This window comes from Actinomadura xylanilytica, from assembly GCF_030283145.1.
Lineage (GTDB): Bacteria > Actinomycetota > Actinomycetes > Streptosporangiales > Streptosporangiaceae > Spirillospora > Spirillospora xylanilytica.
The window spans coordinates 1,465,400-1,482,476 of record NZ_JASNWE010000001.1 but is presented as its reverse complement, the minus strand read 5'-3'; the positions used below and the strand labels follow the sequence as shown (position 1 = coordinate 1,482,476).

16 protein-coding genes are annotated in these 17,077 nt (G+C 73.7%); 9 read left to right on the top strand and 7 right to left on the bottom strand.

Features of this window, described 5'->3' with window-relative positions:
- Positions 1–43: 43 nt before the first annotated feature.
- The 5 genes from QP090_RS06885 to QP090_RS06865 form a co-directional block, all read right to left on the bottom strand.
- Entirely contained in the window at positions 44–1,297 is a 1,254-nt protein-coding gene (locus tag QP090_RS06885) for a cytochrome P450 (RefSeq protein ID WP_285937656.1), read from the bottom strand.
- Between the two features lie 77 nt (positions 1,298–1,374).
- Entirely contained in the window at positions 1,375–2,268 is an 894-nt protein-coding gene (locus tag QP090_RS06880) for an SDR family NAD(P)-dependent oxidoreductase (RefSeq protein ID WP_285937655.1), read from the bottom strand.
- Positions 2,269–2,431: 163 nt separating this feature from the next.
- Entirely contained in the window at positions 2,432–3,424 is a 993-nt protein-coding gene (locus tag QP090_RS06875) for an MBL fold metallo-hydrolase (protein WP_285937654.1), read from the bottom strand.
- A 30-nt stretch (positions 3,425–3,454) separates the two neighbouring features.
- Positions 3,455–4,615, bottom strand: coding sequence for a steroid 3-ketoacyl-CoA thiolase (locus tag QP090_RS06870; protein ID WP_285937653.1), 1,161 nt, complete (start codon positions 4,613–4,615; stop codon positions 3,455–3,457).
- 74 nt (positions 4,616–4,689) lie between these two features.
- Positions 4,690–5,979 carry a cytochrome P450 gene (locus QP090_RS06865; protein WP_285937652.1) on the bottom strand — a complete coding sequence of 430 codons (1,290 nt, stop codon included), beginning with the start codon at positions 5,977–5,979 and terminating at the stop codon, positions 4,690–4,692.
- Positions 5,980–6,322: 343 nt separating this feature from the next.
- Between QP090_RS06865 and QP090_RS06860 the strand changes: the two genes are divergently transcribed.
- Positions 6,323–6,637, top strand: coding sequence for a hypothetical protein (locus QP090_RS06860; RefSeq protein WP_285937651.1), 315 nt, complete (start codon positions 6,323–6,325; stop codon positions 6,635–6,637).
- A gap of 6 nt (positions 6,638–6,643) precedes the next feature.
- Here QP090_RS06860 and QP090_RS06855 read toward each other — a convergent pair whose 3' ends face one another.
- Positions 6,644–7,831 carry a cytochrome P450 gene (locus tag QP090_RS06855; RefSeq protein ID WP_285937650.1) on the bottom strand — a complete coding sequence of 396 codons (1,188 nt, stop codon included), beginning with the start codon at positions 7,829–7,831 and terminating at the stop codon, positions 6,644–6,646.
- A gap of 205 nt (positions 7,832–8,036) precedes the next feature.
- Between QP090_RS06855 and QP090_RS06850 the strand changes: the two genes are divergently transcribed.
- From QP090_RS06850 to QP090_RS06815, 8 genes are all read left to right on the top strand, one after another.
- Positions 8,037–9,038, top strand: a complete 1,002-nt coding sequence (locus tag QP090_RS06850; RefSeq protein ID WP_285937649.1) for a 3-oxoacyl-ACP synthase III family protein — start codon at positions 8,037–8,039, stop codon at positions 9,036–9,038.
- 11 nt (positions 9,039–9,049) lie between these two features.
- Positions 9,050–9,802 (top strand): glycosyltransferase family 2 protein, encoded by a 753-nt coding sequence (locus QP090_RS06845; RefSeq protein WP_285937648.1) that lies wholly within the window; start codon positions 9,050–9,052, stop codon positions 9,800–9,802.
- A gap of 5 nt (positions 9,803–9,807) precedes the next feature.
- Positions 9,808–10,977, top strand: coding sequence for a cytochrome P450 (locus QP090_RS06840; protein ID WP_285938595.1), 1,170 nt, complete (start codon positions 9,808–9,810; stop codon positions 10,975–10,977).
- The gene (locus QP090_RS06835; protein WP_285937647.1) at positions 10,974–12,464 is read left to right on the top strand and encodes a class I adenylate-forming enzyme family protein; all 1,491 of its coding nucleotides are present in this window, start codon (positions 10,974–10,976) and stop codon (positions 12,462–12,464) included. Before QP090_RS06840 ends, QP090_RS06835 begins: the two co-directional genes overlap by 4 nt.
- Complete coding sequence (locus tag QP090_RS06830; RefSeq protein ID WP_285937646.1) at positions 12,461–13,393, top strand: NAD-dependent epimerase/dehydratase family protein; 933 nt, start codon at positions 12,461–12,463, stop codon at positions 13,391–13,393. The genes QP090_RS06835 and QP090_RS06830 overlap by 4 nt, the downstream gene beginning before the upstream one ends.
- Positions 13,394–13,989: 596 nt before the next feature.
- Complete coding sequence (locus QP090_RS06825; RefSeq protein WP_285937645.1) at positions 13,990–14,580, top strand: GNAT family N-acetyltransferase; 591 nt, start codon at positions 13,990–13,992, stop codon at positions 14,578–14,580.
- Positions 14,581–14,676: 96 nt separating this feature from the next.
- Positions 14,677–15,027 (top strand): hypothetical protein, encoded by a 351-nt coding sequence (locus QP090_RS06820; protein WP_285937644.1) that lies wholly within the window; start codon positions 14,677–14,679, stop codon positions 15,025–15,027.
- A 169-nt stretch (positions 15,028–15,196) separates the two neighbouring features.
- Complete coding sequence (locus QP090_RS06815) at positions 15,197–16,315, top strand: methyltransferase domain-containing protein (RefSeq protein WP_285937642.1); 1,119 nt, start codon at positions 15,197–15,199, stop codon at positions 16,313–16,315.
- Here QP090_RS06815 and QP090_RS06810 read toward each other — a convergent pair.
- Positions 16,302–17,063 (bottom strand): DeoR/GlpR family DNA-binding transcription regulator, encoded by a 762-nt coding sequence (locus tag QP090_RS06810; RefSeq protein WP_285937641.1) that lies wholly within the window; start codon positions 17,061–17,063, stop codon positions 16,302–16,304. The two genes, QP090_RS06815 and QP090_RS06810, sit on opposite strands and share 14 nt — an antisense overlap.
- Between the last annotated feature and the right edge of the window lie 14 nt (positions 17,064–17,077).

Below are 17,077 nucleotides of genomic sequence, written 5' to 3'. Positions count from 1 at the left end.
CGCAACCTCCTCGTCGGGCGGGTGCCGGAGACTGTCCGGACGGTCAGTCCCTCCGGGGCGCCGAGGGGGTGAAGCCTACGGGCAGCTCCTTCAGCCCGTTCACGAAGTTGGAACGCAGCCTGCGGGCGGTTCCGGCCGGGCGGATGTCGGGCATCCGGTCCAGGATCGTCTCGAAGATGATGTTCAGGTTCATCCGGGCGAGGTGGGTGCCCAGGCAGAAGTGCGGGCCGCCGCCGCCGAACCCGATGTGCGGGTTGGGGTCCCGTCCGACGTCGAAGCCGTAGGGGTCGGCGAAGACCCGCTCGTCGCGGTTGGCCGAGCCGTAGAACAGCACGACCTTGTCGCCCCGCTTGATCTGCTTGCCGCCCAGCTCGGTGTCCTGGACGGCGGTGCGGCGGAACAGGTTGATCGGGCTCACCCAGCGGACGATCTCCTCCACCGCGGTGGGCAGCAGGCTCCGGTCGGCCTTCAGCCGCTCCCACTGCTCGGGCCGCTCGAAGAGCGCCTGCATGCCGCCCGCGGTGGCGGTCCGGGTGGTCTCGTTCCCGGCGATCGACAGCATCACCACGAAGAGCTGGAACTCCTCGATGCTGATCCGGTCGCCGTTCTCGTCCGGCGCGAGCAGCTTGGTCACGATGTCGTCGCGCGGCGCGCTCTCCCGCTCGGCCGCCAGCTCGGCGGCCCAGCCCATGAACTCGGCGGCGAACTGCTCGGACTCGGCCCGGCCGCCGACGTAGTCGGGGTCGTTGAAGGCGACCAGCTTGTTGGACCAGTTGAAGATCTTCTCGCGGTCCTCCAGCGGTGCGCCGAGCAGCTCGCAGATGGTGTAGAGCGGCAGCGGCGCCGCGAAGTGCTCGACGAAGTCGCACTCGCCGAGGGTGGCCGCCTCGTCGATCAGCCGGTTGCAGATCCCGCGGATGTGGTCCTCCAGCCGCTTGATCATCCGGGGCGTGAAGCCCTTGTTGACCATGCTGCGCAGCTTGGTGTGGTCCGGCGGGTCCTGGAAGAGCATCATCATCCCGTACAGGGCGATGTCCTCGTCCTTGAACTCCTCGAACATCGCGGTCCGAGTGTGCGAGGAGAACAGCTCGGGCCGCCGGGACACGCGGATCACGTCCTCGTGCCGGGTGACCGCCCAGAAACCCGGCACGCCGTCGTTCGGGTCGGCGTGCCAGTGCACCGGGTCGTTGTCGCGCAGCCACTTGAACTGCTCGTGCGGGATCCCGCCGAGCTCGTAGACGCCGGGGTCGATGACGTCGATCCCGGGCGCGGTCTCCGGGGCCGTGGCCTGCTGCATCGTCGAGATCTCCTTCGTGCCGGTTCGTGCCGGGGCGGGGGGCGGACGGGCGGACGGGGCGGGACGGGCGTCGGGGATCAGTCGAAGGCGAGCGCGCCGGCGGCGCTGAAGCCCGCCGTCCCGGTCGACAGGGGCGGGCCGAGGGCCTCGGCGAGCCCGGCGGCGGTCCAGACGCCGTCGGTCCGCACCTGGTGGGCGACCGAAGGCGGGGCCATCACCCCGACCCGCCCGCCGTAGACGACGAAGACCTGGCCGGTGACCTGGTCGGCGGCGGGCGCGGCGAGGTAGGCGACGAGGGGGGCCACGTGGTCCACCGAGAGCGGGTCGGGGCCGTCCCCGGGGGCGGGGCCGAACACGCCCGCGGTCATGTTCGTGCGGGCGCGCGGGCAGATCGCGTTGACCCGCACCCCGTACCGCCCGCACGCCTGGGCGGTCGAGACGGTGAGGGCGGCGATGCCGCCCTTGGCGGCGGCGTAGTTCGGCTGGCCCGCGGCGCCCAGCAGGAACGCCTCCGACGCGGTGTTGACGATCCGGCCGTACACCGGGCCGCCGGTCGCCTTGGACCTGGCCCGCCAGTGCGCGGCGGCGTGCCGCGAGGTGACGAAGTGGCCCTTGAGGTGCACCCGGACGACCGCGTCCCAGTCGTCCTCGGCCATGTTGAAGAGCATCCGGTCGCGGGTGAAGCCGGCGTTGTTCACCACCACGTCCAGCCCGCCGAACTCGGTGAGCGCGGTCTTGACCAGGCCCTCCCCGGTCGCCCAGTCGGCGACGTCGCCGGGGTGCACGGCCGCCTCGCCGCCGGCCGCGGCGACCTCCTCGGCCACCGCGTGCACGGCGTCGCCGGGCAGGTCGTTCAGCACGACGCGGGCGCCGGCGGCGGCCAGCGCCAGGGCCTCGGCCCGGCCGAGGCCCTGGCCGGCGCCGGTGATGACGGCGACCTTGCCCGAGAGGCTCACATCCTGGTCGTTCACTGCCGTGCCTCCGAACCGACGAGCGTGATGACTGAGCGCTTGCTTGGTTAATACGTAGAACACGTTCTAACATGAGACTGGAGTCTCATCAAGGGTCTAGACGCGGGAGTGACATGGGTCGCACGGCGGCGTGACCCCGTGCGGCCGGGGGGTCACGCCGCGGTCAGCGCAGCGCGAAGCGGAGCGGGTCGCCGTCGCCGTCGCGGCGGGCCACGCCGCGGCGTTCGAGGGTGCGCAGGTGCGCGGCGGCCTCGCCCGCGGCCATCCGGCGCGAGCCCAGCTCCATCGACTCCCACGGGTGCCGCCAGCTCAGCCCGGCGGTGAGCTCCCAGAGCGTGCCGGGCCGCGCGGACAGCAGCGCGGTGATCTCCTCCAGCCGCTCCTCGTGGTGCCCGATGATCGCCTGGGCCCGCTCGGTGAGGCCGGTGAAGCGGTACTGGTGCGCGGGCAGCACCTCGCCGACGGTCATCGCAGCGACCCGGCCGAGCGAGCCGAGGAAGTCGCCGAGCGGGTCCACGTCCGGCAGGTCGTAGGGGTAGAGCCCGATGTGCGGGGTGATCCGGGGCAGCACGTGGTCGCCGGTGAAGATCCGGTCGCCGTCCTCCAGGTGCAGGCAGATGTGCCCGGGGGAGTGGCCCGGCGTCCAGATCACCCGGAGCTTGCGGCCGGGCAGGTCGACCAGGTCGCCGTCGGCCAGCTCGCGGTCGGGCCGGGCGGGCGGCTCGACGTGCTCGCGCTCGGCGAAGTCCGCCAGCTCGCCGGCGCTCGCCCCGGCGCGGCGCAGCGCGCCGCCCTCCCAGGTCCGGCCGGCGTCGGTGGCGACCGCGTCGTGGAACATCTGGACGATCTCGGCATCGGCCCGGTGCATGGCGATCCACGCGCCGGACGCCTCCCGCACCCGGCCGGCGAGGCCCGCGTGGTCGGGATGGAAGTGGGTGACCACCACGCCGCGCACGCCCGCCACGTCCAGCCCGAACGAGGCGAGCCCGTCGCGCAGCGCGGCCCAGGCGTCGTCGTGGTGCCAGCCCGCGTCGACCAGCACCGGGCCGTCCGGCGTCTCCAGCGCGTACACCAGCGTGTAGGCGAGGGGGTTCCCCGGGATGGGGACGGGAACGCTCCAGATCCCTCCCCCGAGGTCCTCCGGCTCAGGTCGCACGCGCGCTCCTCGGTGGTCGGTCGTCGGCGGTCAGATCTTCTCGAGGACGGTGGCCGACGACAGGGCGCCGCCGCAGCACATGGTGACCAGCGCGGTCCCGGCGTCCCGGCGCTCCAGCTCGTGCAGCGCGGTGGTGATCAGCCGCGCGCCGGTGGCGCCGACCGGGTGGCCGAGCGCGATGGCGCCGCCGTTCACGTTGACCCGGTCCATGTCCGGCCCGTGCACTGAGGCCCAGGACAGCACGACCGAGGCGAACGCCTCGTTGATCTCGGTGATGTCGATGTCGCCCATCGCCATCCCGGCCCGCGCGAGCACCCGCTCGGTCGACTGGACGGGACCGTCCAGGTGGTAGTACGGCTCGGAGCCGACCAGCGCCTGCGCCGCGATCCGGGCGCGCGGGCGCAGGCCGAGCGCGGCGGCCCGCTCCTGCGACATCACCAGGACGGCGGACGCGCCGTCGGAGATCTGCGAGGAGGTCCCGGCGGTGTGCCGGCCCTCGGGGCCCAGGACCGCCTTCAGCTTCGCCAGCCCCTCGGCGGTGGTCTCGCGGAGGCCCTGGTCGCGGGTGACGGTGCGGGTCTCGCCGGTCGGGGCGCCCTCGGCGTCCAGGACGGGCGCCTCGATCGGGGCGATCTCGCGGTCGAACCGCCCGTCGGCCCACGCCTTGGCGGCGCGCTGCTGCGAGCGGGCGCCGAACGCGTCGAGGTCGGCGCGGGTGATGCCGCGCCGCGCCGCGATCCGCTCGGCGGCCTCGAACTGGTTCGGCATGTCGATGGACCAGTCGTCCGGCCGCGGGTTGGCGGGCAGCACGTTGGTGCCGAGCGGCGCCCGGCTCATCACCTCGACGCCGCAGCCGATCGCCACGTCCACCACGCCCGCCGCGACCTGCGAGGCGGCCAGGTGCACGGCCTGCTGGGCGGAGCCGCACTGGGCGTCGATCGTGGTGACCCCGGTCTGCCAGGGCAGGCCCGCGTACAGCCAGGAGTACCGGCCGACGTGGCCGCCCTGCTCGCCCGCCTGCGTCACGCAGCCGGCGAAGACCTGCTCCACCTCGGCGGGGTCGAGGGCGGCGCGGTCCAGCAGCGCGCCGAGGGCGTGCGCGAGGACGGCCTGGGGCTTCAGGCCGGCCAGCCAGCCGTTGCGCTTCCCGAGCGGCGTGCGCACCGCCTCGACGATCACGGGGGTCCCCATGCGGTCTCCTTCTAGAACGTGATTCAGCTTCGACTGTAACGTGTTCTAATTTCGCGTGGAAGGGGGCGCCCGGCTCACGCGTAGCGGACCCGCAGCTCCTTGATCCCGTTCAGCCAGGCCGAGCGGAGCCGGCGCGGCTCGCCCGCCCTGGCGATCCGCGGCATCTGGTCGGCGATCGCGTCGAACATCAGCGCGATCTCCAGCCGGGCCAGGTTCGCGCCGATGCAGTAGTGCGCCCCGGTCCCGCCGAAGCCGAGGTGCGGGTTGGGCGAGCGGGTGATGTCGAACCGCCCGGGACGGTCGAAGACGTCCTCGTCGAAGTTGGCCGAGCTGTAGTACATGGCCAGCCGGTCGCCCGCCCGGATCGGCACCCCGCCGAGCTCGGTGTCGCGGACGGCGGTGCGCTGGAACGCGGTGACCGGCGTCGCCCACCGGACCACCTCGTCGGCCATGCTCTCCGGCCGCTCGGCCTTGAAAAGCTCCCACTGCTCGGGGGCGTCCAGGAAGGCCATCATGCCGAGCGTGATCGCGTTGCGGGTGGTCTCGTTCCCGGCGACCGCGAGAAGGATCATGAAGTAGCCGAACTCGTCGTCGGTCAGCCCCCGCCCGTCGGCCTCGCCGCGGAGGTCGGCCTGCACGAGCTTGGTGACGATGTCGTGCGCCGGGCAGCCGCGGCGCTCCTCGGCCAGGCCCATCGAGTAGCCGATGATCTCGGCGGCGGCCAGCGCGGGGTCCACGTCGTACTCGGGGTCGTCGTAGCCGAGCATCTGGTTGGACCACTCGAACAGCCGGCGGCGGTCCCGCTGCGGCACGCCCATCAGCTCGGCGATCGCCTGGAGCGGCAGCTCGGCCGCGATCTCGGTGACGAAGTCGCCCTCGCCGCCTTTGCGCCGCGCCTCGTGGACGATCCGCGCGGCCCGCTCCTGGAGCGCGCCGCGCAGGCCGTTGATCACGCGCGGGGTGAAGCCGCGGGAGATGATCTGGCGCAGCCGGGCGTGCTGCGGCGGGTCCATGTGCAGGAGCAGGCTCGCGCGCTGGAGGTCGAGTTCCTCGGCGCCGAAGGACTCGTTGAACCGGATGACCGAGCCGTTGGCGTTGGCGGAGAACAGCTCGTGGTCGCGCGAGACCTCCTTGATGTGCGCGTGCCTGCTGATCACCCAGAAGCCGTCGTCGTCGAACCCGGTGCGCCCGCGCGGCTGCGCGTTCCACCAGGGCCGCCCGGTGCGGCGGAGCGCGGCGAACTCGGCGAGCGGGACCCGCTCGGCCAGCAGGTCGGGGCTGGAGAAGTCGAAGTCGGCGGGGACGGGGGGTTCGGCGAGGATCTCGGCGAAGGTCTCGGGCGCGGTCTCGGGTGCGGTGGTCACGGCACGCTCCTCCCGGTCGGCGTGGGGGATCGACCTCACCGTAGAACTCGTTTCACCGCGGCGGCAAGAGTAAATGAGACGCGAGTCTAATCACACGTCTTATTCAAGCGCTTGCTTGGCGATGGTGCCATCCACAGGCTTTTCATCAGGTGAAATGCAGGTGGCCGCCCCTGCTTTCATGGCAGGCTTCCGGACTCAAGAGGTACGGTCGTGAGCTTCGTCACGCCGGCTGGGGTGTTTGGCTAAAACGCGTTCTAGTCAGGTGGTGGTCGGCGGAGGCCGCGATGGGCCTTACCCTGCTCGTTACCTCGCGTCCATTCCCCACGCGCGCCGGAGCGTTCGCATGTTTCCAGACCAGGAGCAGCCGCCCTCCTTCGACGAGGAGTTCGTCAAGGGCGCCTCGTTCAAGGAGCCGTCCGCGCGCGAGCGGGCCCGCCCGCCCGGCCCGGCGCAGCGATGGCGCACCCGCCGCGCGCGCAAGCGGTGGCGCTCCCAGCGGACGCGCCCGCGGTCGGGCGGCGGAGCCGTCCGGGGGCAGCGGGATCCGGACCACGCCAGGGCCGTGGTCAAGGTGGCCGCCGGTGTCGTGGTGCTGCTGGCGATCTCCACCGCGCTGTGGTGGTTCAACTCGGGGCCGGGCACGGGCCCGCTGCCCTAGACCGCTTCACCTGGGGATCTGTACGCGCAGCTCCGCGTAGGCGGGTACCAGTACGCGGGACGAGGCCCGGCGCGACACCACGCGGTACGGGCGGCCGGCGGCGAGCAGCGTCTCCAGCATCCGGGCGACCTGCGTGCGGGCCACCGCGGCGCCCAGGCACAGGTGCCGGCCGCCGCCGAACCACAACTGCCGGGTCTCGGGCACGTACTCGCGGGTGATGTCGAACGGGCCCGCGCCATTGGTGGCCAGGTAGGTCAGCAGCAGGATCCGGTCGCCCGCGCGGAGCGTCCGCCCGTCCACGGTGGTGTCGCCGGCCACGTGCCGGCCGATCACCGGCGCGGGGGTGGAGACGCGCAGGCCCTCGCGCACCGCGTTCGCCATCAGCCCGGGGTCCGCGAGCAGCGCCCGCTGCTGCCCGGTGTCGTGCAGCAGCGCGGCGGTCCGGACGGTGCCGGACGCGCCGGTCTCGGTGCCCGCGATGACCAGCAGCGTGGCCAGTCCGCGGGTGAGCGGCAGGCCGAGGTCCATCTCGCGGCAGCGGCCGAGGAGGGTGTCGGGCCCGGCGGTGCGGTAGCCCTCGTCCACGCCCGTGGTGAGCTCGGTGACGATGGCGCGGGCCCGGGCAAGGGTCCCGGGGGCCAGCACGGTCGAGGCCGCCGTGCCCATCGCGAGCCCGGCCAGCCGCTCGCCCGCCGCGAAGACGTCGCGGTAGGCGGCGTCGGGACGGTCCGCGGGGAGGCCGAGGAGGTCGGCGACCAGCCGTCCGGCCAGGACGCGGGCGGCATCGGCCACGTCGGCGGTCACGCCCGCGGCGAGCCGCGCGGCGAGCGCCTCGTGGTGCGGTCCCTGGGACCGCGCCACCAGCGCCCGCGCGCTGTCCTCGGTGAACAGGTCGCGCGCCCGGGTGCGGATCTCGGCGTGCCGGGCGCCGCCGAAGAACTGCGCCATCTCGTCACCGAAGAGCTGGGTCCACAGATGGCCGACGCCGCCCTCGCCGGCCATCGTGAAGTGCGCGTGGTCGTTGAGCACCCGGCGGGCCAGCACCGGGTCGGTCACGACCCAGCCGAGCCGCGGCACCCGGACGATCGGCCCGGTGTGCCGGGCCGCCTCCAGCAGCGCGTACAGGCCCCTGTTGCCGCGCCACAGGAGCCGTCGCTCGTGCCGGGCCGCCGCGTTGATCTCTGTCCTGGTCACCAGGTGATTCTCGTCCCAGGGCGGGGCGGCCGGAACCCCCGAATGACTCAAATGCGGATGAGTGGTGTACTCACCACCATTCAGGTATCAACACCCGTCTGGATTACGTAGGGTCGCCCTGTCCGGGGCGGGCCTGCTCGGCCAGCCTGATCCAGGACGGCGCGGCACCGGCGGCGCCGCGACACCAACCGGGGGACAGCAGTCCATGAGAGCCCGCATCACCGCGGTCGCGGCGCACCTGCCCGAACGTGCGGTCACCAGCGCCGAGGTGGAGGCCCGGGTCGCCGCCGAGAGCGGCGGCTACCGGCCGTCCCCCACCATCGTCGAGCGGATGACCGGCATCCGCGCCCGGCACGTCATGCGCGACGACGAGCAGGCGTCCGACCTCGCCGTCGCCGCCGCCCGCACCGTGCTCGCCGAGCGCGGCACCGCCCCCGCCGGGCTGGACCTGCTGATCTTCGGTTCGGCGTCGCAGGACCTGATCGAGCCCGCCACCGCGCACATCGTCGCCGCCAAGCTCGGCGCCGCCTGCCCGGTCTTCGACGTCAAGAACGCCTGCAACAGCTTCCTCAACGGGCTCCAGCTCGCCGACGCGCTGATCCGGACCGGGCAGCATGAGCGGGTGCTGGTCTGCACCGGCGAGAGCCCGTCCCGCGCGATCCGCTGGACGGTGCGCGACCGGGCCCAGTTCGCCGACGCGTTCGCCGGCTACACCCTGTCGGACGGCGGCGCGGCGATGCTCGTCGAGGCCGCCCCGGACGGCGGGATCTTCTACCGCGACTTCGCCGCCGTCTCCACCGCCTGGGCCGTCGGCACGCTCCCGGCGGGCGGCTCGATGCACCCGCGCGACCCCGACCGCACCTACTTCAGCGGGGACGGGCGGCGGCTCAAGGACGCCTTCCTCGCGCACGGCCCGGAGATCTTCGTCACCGCGTTGGAGAAGACCGGCCTGAGCTGGGACGACTTCGCGGTCATCGGCGTTCACCAGGTGACGATGCCCTACCTGGAAGTGCTGCGGTCGGTCCTCGGCATCCCGGCGGAACGGCTGGTGGTGACGCTTCCCGAGCACGGCAACCTCGCCTCGGCGACGCTGCCGTTCCAGCTCGCCACCGCCGTCCGCGAGGGGCGCTGCGGGCCGGGCGACCGGGTCGCGCTCATCGGGCTCGCCGGCGGCGTGAGCCTCGGCGTCGTCATGGCGCAGCTATGAAGGGGGACGCGATGAACCTGTGGGTCGTCGTCCCCGCCTACAACGAGGAGCGCTCGATCGGCGGCACGCTGCGCCGCCTCGCCGAGCAGACCGACGCCGGGTTCACCGTCGTCGTGGTCGACAACCTCAGCACCGACGGGACCGTCGGGGCCGTCCGGGCGTTCGCCGCCGAGCACCCCGCGCTCGACCTGCGGCTCGTCGGGGAGATCGAGAAGGGCACCGGCGCCGCCGCCGACACCGGATTCCGGCACGCCATCGCCGCCGGGGCCACCCACGTGGCCCGCACCGACGCCGACTGCCTGCCGCACCGCGGCTGGATCGCCGCGGTGAAACGCGCGTTCGGCGACGGGCTCGACCTGGTCAGCGGGCCGCTGCGGCCCCGCACCGACGAGTTCCCGCTGAAGCTGTGGGAACGGCGGCTCCTGCCGTCGGTCATCACGGTCGCGGCGCTGTTCGGCAGGTTCCGGCCCGGGAACCAGAACCCCCTCTACCTCGGCCCGTACGTGATGATGCCCGGCTGCAACGTCGCGATCACCGCCGTCCTGTACGAGCGCGCCGGGGGCTTCCCGCGCACCCGGATCGAGGACGTCCACGAGGACCGCGCGCTGGTCAACCAGGTGCGCCTGCTGACCGCCGCGTACGGGCTCCGCAAGGACGTGGTCGTGCACGGATCGGTGCGGCGGCTGCGCGCGTACGGCCTGATCGGCACCCTCGGCTGGTACGCCGACCACCGGCACCGCCCCGACATCGTGGACATTCGGTGACCCCGATGGGCTGGGAGCGGCGGCTCTACCTGGCCGCGCACCCCGTGGCGTATCCGCTGCTGCGCGGCCTGGCGCGGCGCGGCCCGGTCGTCCGCGTCCCGGGCGTCGGCGTGGTGGTGAACGACGCGGCGCTCGCCCGCGAGGTCCTGATGGACGGCGAGACGTTCCGCAAGGACGGGCCGGGCTCGCCCGGCGAGCTGTGGACCCCGGTGCTCGGGCCGTCGGTGCTGCTCAACATGGAGGGCGACGCGCATCGGGCGCTCCGTGGCCGCCTCGCCGAGCTGTTCACGCCCCAGTACGCCCAGGAGCTGTGCGCCCGCGTGCTCGCCGAGCCCCTCGCCCGGCTCGCCGGGCGGCTCGGTCGCGGCGAGTCCGTCGATCTCGTCGACACCGTGCGGGTGCTCGCCGGAACGGTGATCGGCGAGGTCATCGGGCTGGAGGCCGGTCCGGGGGCCGGGGCGGAGGCGGTGTACCGCGATCTCTTCGAGCAGGGGGAGCGGATCGTGTCGATGATCTCGCTGCGCACCCGGCGGCTCTCCCCGGACCAGGTGCGCCGCGCCCGCGCGGTGCTCGACCCGCTCGGCGACATCGCCGCCAAGGCGTACGCGTCCGGCGCCGAGCACACCGTGATGGGCCGGATGCGGACGCTCGGCCTGTCGGAGGACGAGGCCCGCGGCGCCGCGGGCGCGTTCTTCCTCACCGGCACCGAGACCGTCGCGACGCTCGTGCCGCGGCTCGTCGCGCTGCTGCACGACTCAGGGCAGGCCGGACGCGTCGCCGCGTCCCCCGACCTGCTCGACCGGGCCATCGAGGAGGCCATGCGGGTCGCGACCCCGACGCCCGTCATGCTGCGCAGCGTCCACCGGCCCGCGCGGGTCGGCGGCGTCGCGATCCGGGCCGGCGAGCGGGTGCTGATCGCCACGCACAACTGCTGCCGCGCGTACGGCCCGTTCGACCTCGACCGGGCCCACCCGCCCGAGCTGCGGCGGCTGTGGTTCGGCGCCGGGCCGCACTTCTGCCTCGGCTACCCGCTCGCCATGGCGGAGGTCCGGACGGTGGCGCGGACCCTGCTCGCCGCCGCACCCCTGACGATCACCCGGCGGTCGGCGGCGCGCGGCGTGCTGATCCCGACCTACGCCCGGCTGGACGTCCGGCGTGCGGGGGAGGCGGCGTGACGCTCGTCCGGCGACTCCTCGATCAGGCCGCCCGCACTCCGGGCGCGGTCGCGCTCGTGGCCGGTGACGGCGCCGAGCTGACGTACGGCGAGCTGCGCCGCCGGGTCCTCGCCGTCCGGCGCGGGCTGCTGTCGGTGGGGCTCGCGCCCGGCGACGGCGTGCTGTTCTCCGTCCGGCCGTCGCCGGAGTCCCTGGTGCTCGCGCTCGGCGTGGTGGCGTCGCGGGGCGTGGTGGTCTTCGCCGACCCGGGCGCCGGGCCGGAGATGTTCACCGCCCGCCTCCGTCTCGCGCGCCCGCGCTGGTCGGCTGCCGAGTCGGTGCTGTACGCGGGCAGCCGCCTGCGCCCCGTCCGCGCGTACGCCCGGCGCAGGGGACTGCTGCTCCCCAACCTGGCCCGCATCTCGACGGACCTGCGGCACCTGTACGTGGGGCGGTGGCTGCCGGGGGTGCCGCGCGGCGCGCTGCCGTTCGCGCGCCTCGCCCAGGGGGACGCGCCGGAACCGGACGACGTCGGCGACCCGGACGCGCCCGCCGCCGTGATCTTCACGTCCGGGACGACCGCGCACCCCCGCGCCGTCGTCCACACGCAGGCGTCGCTGGCGACCGCGCTCGACCTGTTCCGGACGCGGCTGCCGCTCGGGCCGGGCGACGTCGTCCACACCGACCAGCTCATGCTCGGCCTGCCGACGCTGATCTCGGGGGCCCGCTGGTCGATGCCGCCGCTGTCGTGCTCCCCGGCGGGCTTCGCCGCGCTGCTCGCCGAACGCGGCGCCACCCACACGTTCTGCGTGCCCGCGCACCTCGCCGACATCCTGGACGCCGCGCCCCGGCTCCCGGACACGCTCCGCCACGTCCTGCTGGGCGCGGCCCCGGCGCCCGCCGGGATCCTGCGCCGCGCCATGGCCGCCGCGCCGTCCGCCGAGGTGCTGTCGGTGTACGCGATGACCGAGATCCTCCCCGTCGCGATCGCGTCGGCGGAGGACAAGCTCGCGCACACCGCGTCCGGTGCCGGAGGCGACCTGCTCGGCGCGCCGCTCACCGGCGCCGCGTTCGCGCCCGACGGCGAGCTGCTCCTGTCCGGGCCCGGCCTCTGCCGCGGCTACCTGGGCGACGAGCCGTTCACCGAGCTGCCCACCGGCGACCTGGCCCGCCTCGACGGGCACGGGCGCCTCGTCCTCATGGGGCGCAAGAAGGACATGCTGATCCGCGGGAAGTTCAACCTCTACCCCGGCCTGTACGAGCCCGCCATCGCCGCGCTCGACGGCGTCGCAGAGGCCGCCTATGTCGGCGTCCCCGACCCGGTCACCGGCGACGAGGAGGTGGTCCTCGCCGTCGTCGGCGACGCGTCCGGCCTCGCCCGGCGGCTGCCCGCCGTGATCGACCACGACGCGCTGCCCGACCGGATCGTCGAGCTGCCCGCGCTGCCCCGCTCGGGCCGGGGCCGCAAGCTCGACCGCGACCGGCTCCGCGGACTGGTGACCCGATGAGGATCGCGGTGACGGGCGCGTCCGGCTTCGTCGGCGGCGCGGTGTGCCGCGCGCTCGCCGCGCACGGCGCCGAACCGCTCGCCTACGGGCGCCGCCCCGAGGTCGCGCCCGGCCACCTCGCCGGAGCGCCCTACCGTCCATGGGACCTGGCCCGGGGCCGGCTGCGCGACGCGCCCGACGTCGACGCGGTGATCCACTGCGCGGGCAGCGTCACCGACTGGGGCCCGGCCGCCGGGTTCTTCGCCACCAACCTGACCGGCACCCGCAACGCCCTCGCCTCGTTCCCCGGGGCGCGCTTCGTGCACGTCAGCACGGCCAGCGTGTACGACCCGTTCCTGCCCACCGTGATGGCGGCCGAGGACGAGGGCCCCGCCCGCCGTCACCTCAACGCCTACGGCGCGTCCAAGGCGGCGGCCGAACGCGCCGTCCGCGCCGCCGGACGCGAGGCGGTCATCCTGCGCCCGCACGCCGTCTACGGGCCCGGCGACACCACCCTGCTGCCGCGCGTCCTGTCGGCGGTGCGCGGTCCGGTGCTGCCCGCCGTGGGGGGCGGACGGCAGCGGATCAGCCTCACCTCGATCACCAACCTCGTCCAGGCGTGCCTCCTCGCCGCCCGGGGACCGGTCGGGTCCGGCGTCTTCAACGTCGCCGACGCCGCCCCGGTGAGCCTCGACGAGGCGTTCCGCGCGATCCTCGCCGAACGCGGCGTCCGGGCCCGTCCCGTCTACCTGCCGCTGCGCGCGGCCCGTCCCGTCGCCGCCGCGGTCGAGGGCGCGTTCCTCCTGGCCCGCCGCCGCGAACCGCCTCGCCTCACCCGCTACGCCATCGCCCAGCTCGCGGTCGAGCGCACCCTCGACATCACCGCCGCCCGCGACACCCTCGGTTACGACCCCGAGGAGACCTCCTTCAGAGGTGCCGCCGACTGGTAGGCATTTTCACAGCCTCGCCCACACCACGGCGCCGGACGCCCCGTCCAGCCAGGCCCGCCCGACGGTCCCGAGGTTCACGTACGCGACCCGTCCGGACTCCCCGATCGCCACCCGCCGCACCACCCCGGACGTCCCGGCGGGGGCTCCCGCTAATGCCCGCCGGACCTGTCCGATGGCTTCGCTCTCGTCTCCGGTCACTCCGCCCGCGCCGGAAGTGCGCGTGGTGTCGGGCGGCTCGACGTCCCAGGCGTACAGATCCATTGATTTCATGGAGTGTCGTGAACGCATGACACCAGTCAGCCGGACGCGGACGGCGGAAACCAGGGTCCAGCGGCCCACTCGACCTGGCCGTACTCGGTCAGCCCGCTAGGGTCGCCGTGTGACCGATCCAGGTATCGATCTCCAGGGACTGCTCGACGACGCCGACCGTGACGGGATCGCCAAGCACGTGACTTTCGGGCTCGTCCACGATGGGCGGCCGAGCACGCTGAGCCCGGAGCACAGCGCGTCCCGATGGCTCGATCCGGCGGACGCCCGCGAGTCCGGCGTCACCGACGGGACGGCTCAGGTCATCCGTGCTTGGTACCGTGCCACCCGTGATCGAGAACGACGGGCCGCAGGCCGTCCGGCCGGACGGTCCCTGCCGGGTGACCCTGCGTCCGCTCGCCGGCCATGACCAGGATGAGTTCCTCGATCTGGTCGGTGTCAGCGCCGACCTGCACCGCCCGTGGGTGTCTCCGCCCTCCACCCCGCGGGAGTTCCGGACCTACCTCACGCGATACGAGCAGCCCGACGAGGAATCGCTCTTGGTCTGCCTGGGCGGCACCGGGGCCATTGCCGGAATGGTCAACATCAACAGCATCATTCGCGGACGCTTCCAATCCGGTTCTCTCGCCTACGCGGCCTTCGCTCCCACGGCCGGGCAGGGCTACATGTCCGAAGGACTCGACCTGGTGGTGCGCCATGCCTTCGAGCGGTTGCGGCTCCACCGGCTGGAAGCGCAGATCCAGCCCGAGAACCATGCCTCGCTGAAACTGATCGAACGAATCGGCTTCCGCTATGAGGGCTACTCGCCCGATTTCCTGTTCATCGACGGCGCCTGGCGGGACCACGAACGGTGGGCCATCACCAACACGATGACCGGCATCGTCCCCGCAGAACCGCACCCCACCCAGCCCGAACGCTGAGCCGTCCCACCGACCGGGCGGGGCCGGCGAACTGATCGACCGCAACCGGCGTCGAATGTCCCGAAAGTCGTCCACCGGGCATAAGGGGCAGCGTCCATGGAGAACTCCTCCGTCATCCGTTCAGAACACGCTTGGCTCGTCCAGGCCGGATTAGTCCTGCTCGGGGTGGCGGCGCTCGGTTATCTGCTCTTTTCTGGGCCGGGCGAGGTCGAGATCTCCTCCACTCAGAAGGTCACCTGCGAGTCCGTGTCCATGGCCAACTTGCGGCCCGCCTGGTCGGGAGCCCCCGAAGCGGCGGCTCTGGCGGACGCTGAGATGCGGTGCGCAGGACGGCAGATCAAGCGCCTGGGCTGGTCGGTGCCCGTGGGGGTGGTGACCGCCGTGCTCGGGGCCTCGACGGTGGCGGGACGGCGGCGGCTGGAGGGGCACGCCGGCCGCTCGGCCTGATCCGACCCCGCTTCGATGCCACCGTGTGTAGCGTCGCGATGACACTGCGGACGGAAAGAGTGATCATGGGCAAGCACGGAGACCGGCGTGAAGGCGACTCCCATCAGCCGGGCAAGCCGATCCCGCCGCCGGAGAAGGACGAGAAGGGCAAAGGCCGCGGTAAGTGACCATGGCGCCCTTGGTACCGCAGGGCGCGGGGGTCGGTGCGCGGATCGATGCCTTGGCCGACCTGCTGGAGGGCAGGGGCGATCTGGCCGGGGCGGACGTTCGGCGGGCGTTGCACGCGGCCCCACGGCATCTGTTCGCGCCCGCGCGGGGGTGGTGCGCGCCCGACGGTCCGGGGGAGCGGCATGTCATCGATCGTGATGCTGATCCTGATGGCTGGTGGGCGGGGGTCTACGCGGACGCGTCGATCGTCACGCAGGCTGCCGACGGTGCGGGGGATCCGGCCGCGGGCGTCGACGAGGCGACCTCTTCCCTGTCGGCGCCGGGTGCGGTCGTCGCGTTCCTGGAGCTGCTGGGCGTCCGGGCCGGGGACCGGGTCCTCGAGATCGGGACGGGGACGGGATGGACGGCCGCGCTTCTCACGACGCTCGGTGCCGAGGTGACCACGGTCGAGGTCGATCCCCGGCTCGCCGAGACCGCGGCCCGCAACCTCGACGCCGCCGGGGTCGGGGCGCGGCTCGTCGGCGGCGACGGGGCGGCCGGTGAGCCCGGCGGTGCTCCCTATGACCGGGTGCACGTCACGTGCGGCGTGACCACGGTTCCGTACGCGTGGGTGCAGCAGACGCGGCCCGGCGGGCGGATCGTCCTGCCGTGGATGCCCGAGTTCGGCGACGGGCACAAGGTGCGGCTGACGGTCACCGGGGACGGCCGCGCGATCGGACGGCTGCACGGCGCCGCGGACTTCATGATGCTGCGGGCCCAGCGGACGGTGCTCCCCGGTGCCCCGGACGGTGAGGTCGTGGAGTCGGTGACCCGGCTCGATCCCCGCGTGGTCGCCCATGCCGGTGTCGCGGTGGCCGCGGACGTGCCGGACGTCATGGGCGGTGAGCGCGACGAGGGCGGCGACCGTTGGCTGGTGCTGGCCGATGTGGCGGGGACCTCGTGGGCCCGCTGCCGGGTCGGTGCGGGTGAGCACGCGGTGTCGCAGGCCGGGCCGCGCCGGTTGTGGGACGAGGTCGCCGCCGCCTGCCTGCGGTGGATCGAGCGGGGGCGCCCGGGGCGTTCCCGGTTCGGGATGACCGTGGGGCCGGAGGGCCAGGACGTGCGGGTCAGGCGCGGATGATCTCGGGGCCGGCGGCGGCGAGCTCGGCGGCGGCCTCGGTGTCCAGGGCGGTGTCGGTGATGAGCAGGTCGATGTCGGAGAGGTCGCCGAAGCGGACCAGGTAGTCGTTGCCGACCTTGGTGTGGTCGGCGAGCAGCACCCGGCGCCGGGACGAGGCGATCATGGCCCGCTTCACCGCGGCCTCGGCCTGGTAGGAGGTGGTCAGGCCGCGCTCGGCCGAGACGCCGTTGGTCGCCATGAACGCGACGTCCACCCACAGGTCGGCCAGCGGGCGCAGCACCCAGTCGTCGACGGTGGCCAGGGTCCGGCCGCGGACCCGGCCGCCCAGCATGATCACGTTGAGGTTGGGGCGGGTGGCCAGCACCGAGGCGTGCGGCGGGGAGTTCACCACGACGGTCAGCTCGCGGTCGAGGGGCAGCAGCGGGACGAGCCGCGCGGTGGTGGTGCCGGCGTCGATGATGATCGACCCATCGGCCGGGACCTCGGCCAGCGCGGCCTTGGCGATGCGCTCCTTCTCCTCGGTCAGCACCACGTCCCGCGCCGACAGCGCGGGCTCGAACCCGAGGCGTTCGATCGGGATGGCGCCGCCGTGGACGCGGCGCACCTGGCCGGCCTTCTCCAGCACGGTGAGGTCGCGCCGGATCGTCTCGGTCGTCACCCCGTACTCGTCGGCGAGGGCGACGACGTCGACCCGGCCGTCCGCGCGGGCCCGCGCCAGTATCGCCTGCTGCCGTTCCTCGGCGTACACGCGCCCCACCCCCG

Coding starts and splice junctions, on each gene's coding strand:
- QP090_RS06885 (WP_285937656.1), bottom strand. CDS start 1,297: ATGCAGCAGGCCACGGCCCCGGAGACCGCGCCCGGGATCGACGTCATC.
- QP090_RS06870 (WP_285937653.1), bottom strand. CDS start 4,615: ATGGGGACCCCCGTGATCGTCGAGGCGGTGCGCACGCCGCTCGGGAAG.
- QP090_RS06860 (WP_285937651.1), top strand. CDS start 6,323: ATGTTTCCAGACCAGGAGCAGCCGCCCTCCTTCGACGAGGAGTTCGTC.
- QP090_RS06850 (WP_285937649.1), top strand. CDS start 8,037: ATGAGAGCCCGCATCACCGCGGTCGCGGCGCACCTGCCCGAACGTGCG.
- QP090_RS06845 (WP_285937648.1), top strand. CDS start 9,050: ATGAACCTGTGGGTCGTCGTCCCCGCCTACAACGAGGAGCGCTCGATC.
- QP090_RS06840 (WP_285938595.1), top strand. CDS start 9,808: ATGGGCTGGGAGCGGCGGCTCTACCTGGCCGCGCACCCCGTGGCGTAT.
- QP090_RS06830 (WP_285937646.1), top strand. CDS start 12,461: ATGAGGATCGCGGTGACGGGCGCGTCCGGCTTCGTCGGCGGCGCGGTG.
- QP090_RS06820 (WP_285937644.1), top strand. CDS start 14,677: ATGGAGAACTCCTCCGTCATCCGTTCAGAACACGCTTGGCTCGTCCAG.
- QP090_RS06815 (WP_285937642.1), top strand. CDS start 15,197: ATGGCGCCCTTGGTACCGCAGGGCGCGGGGGTCGGTGCGCGGATCGAT.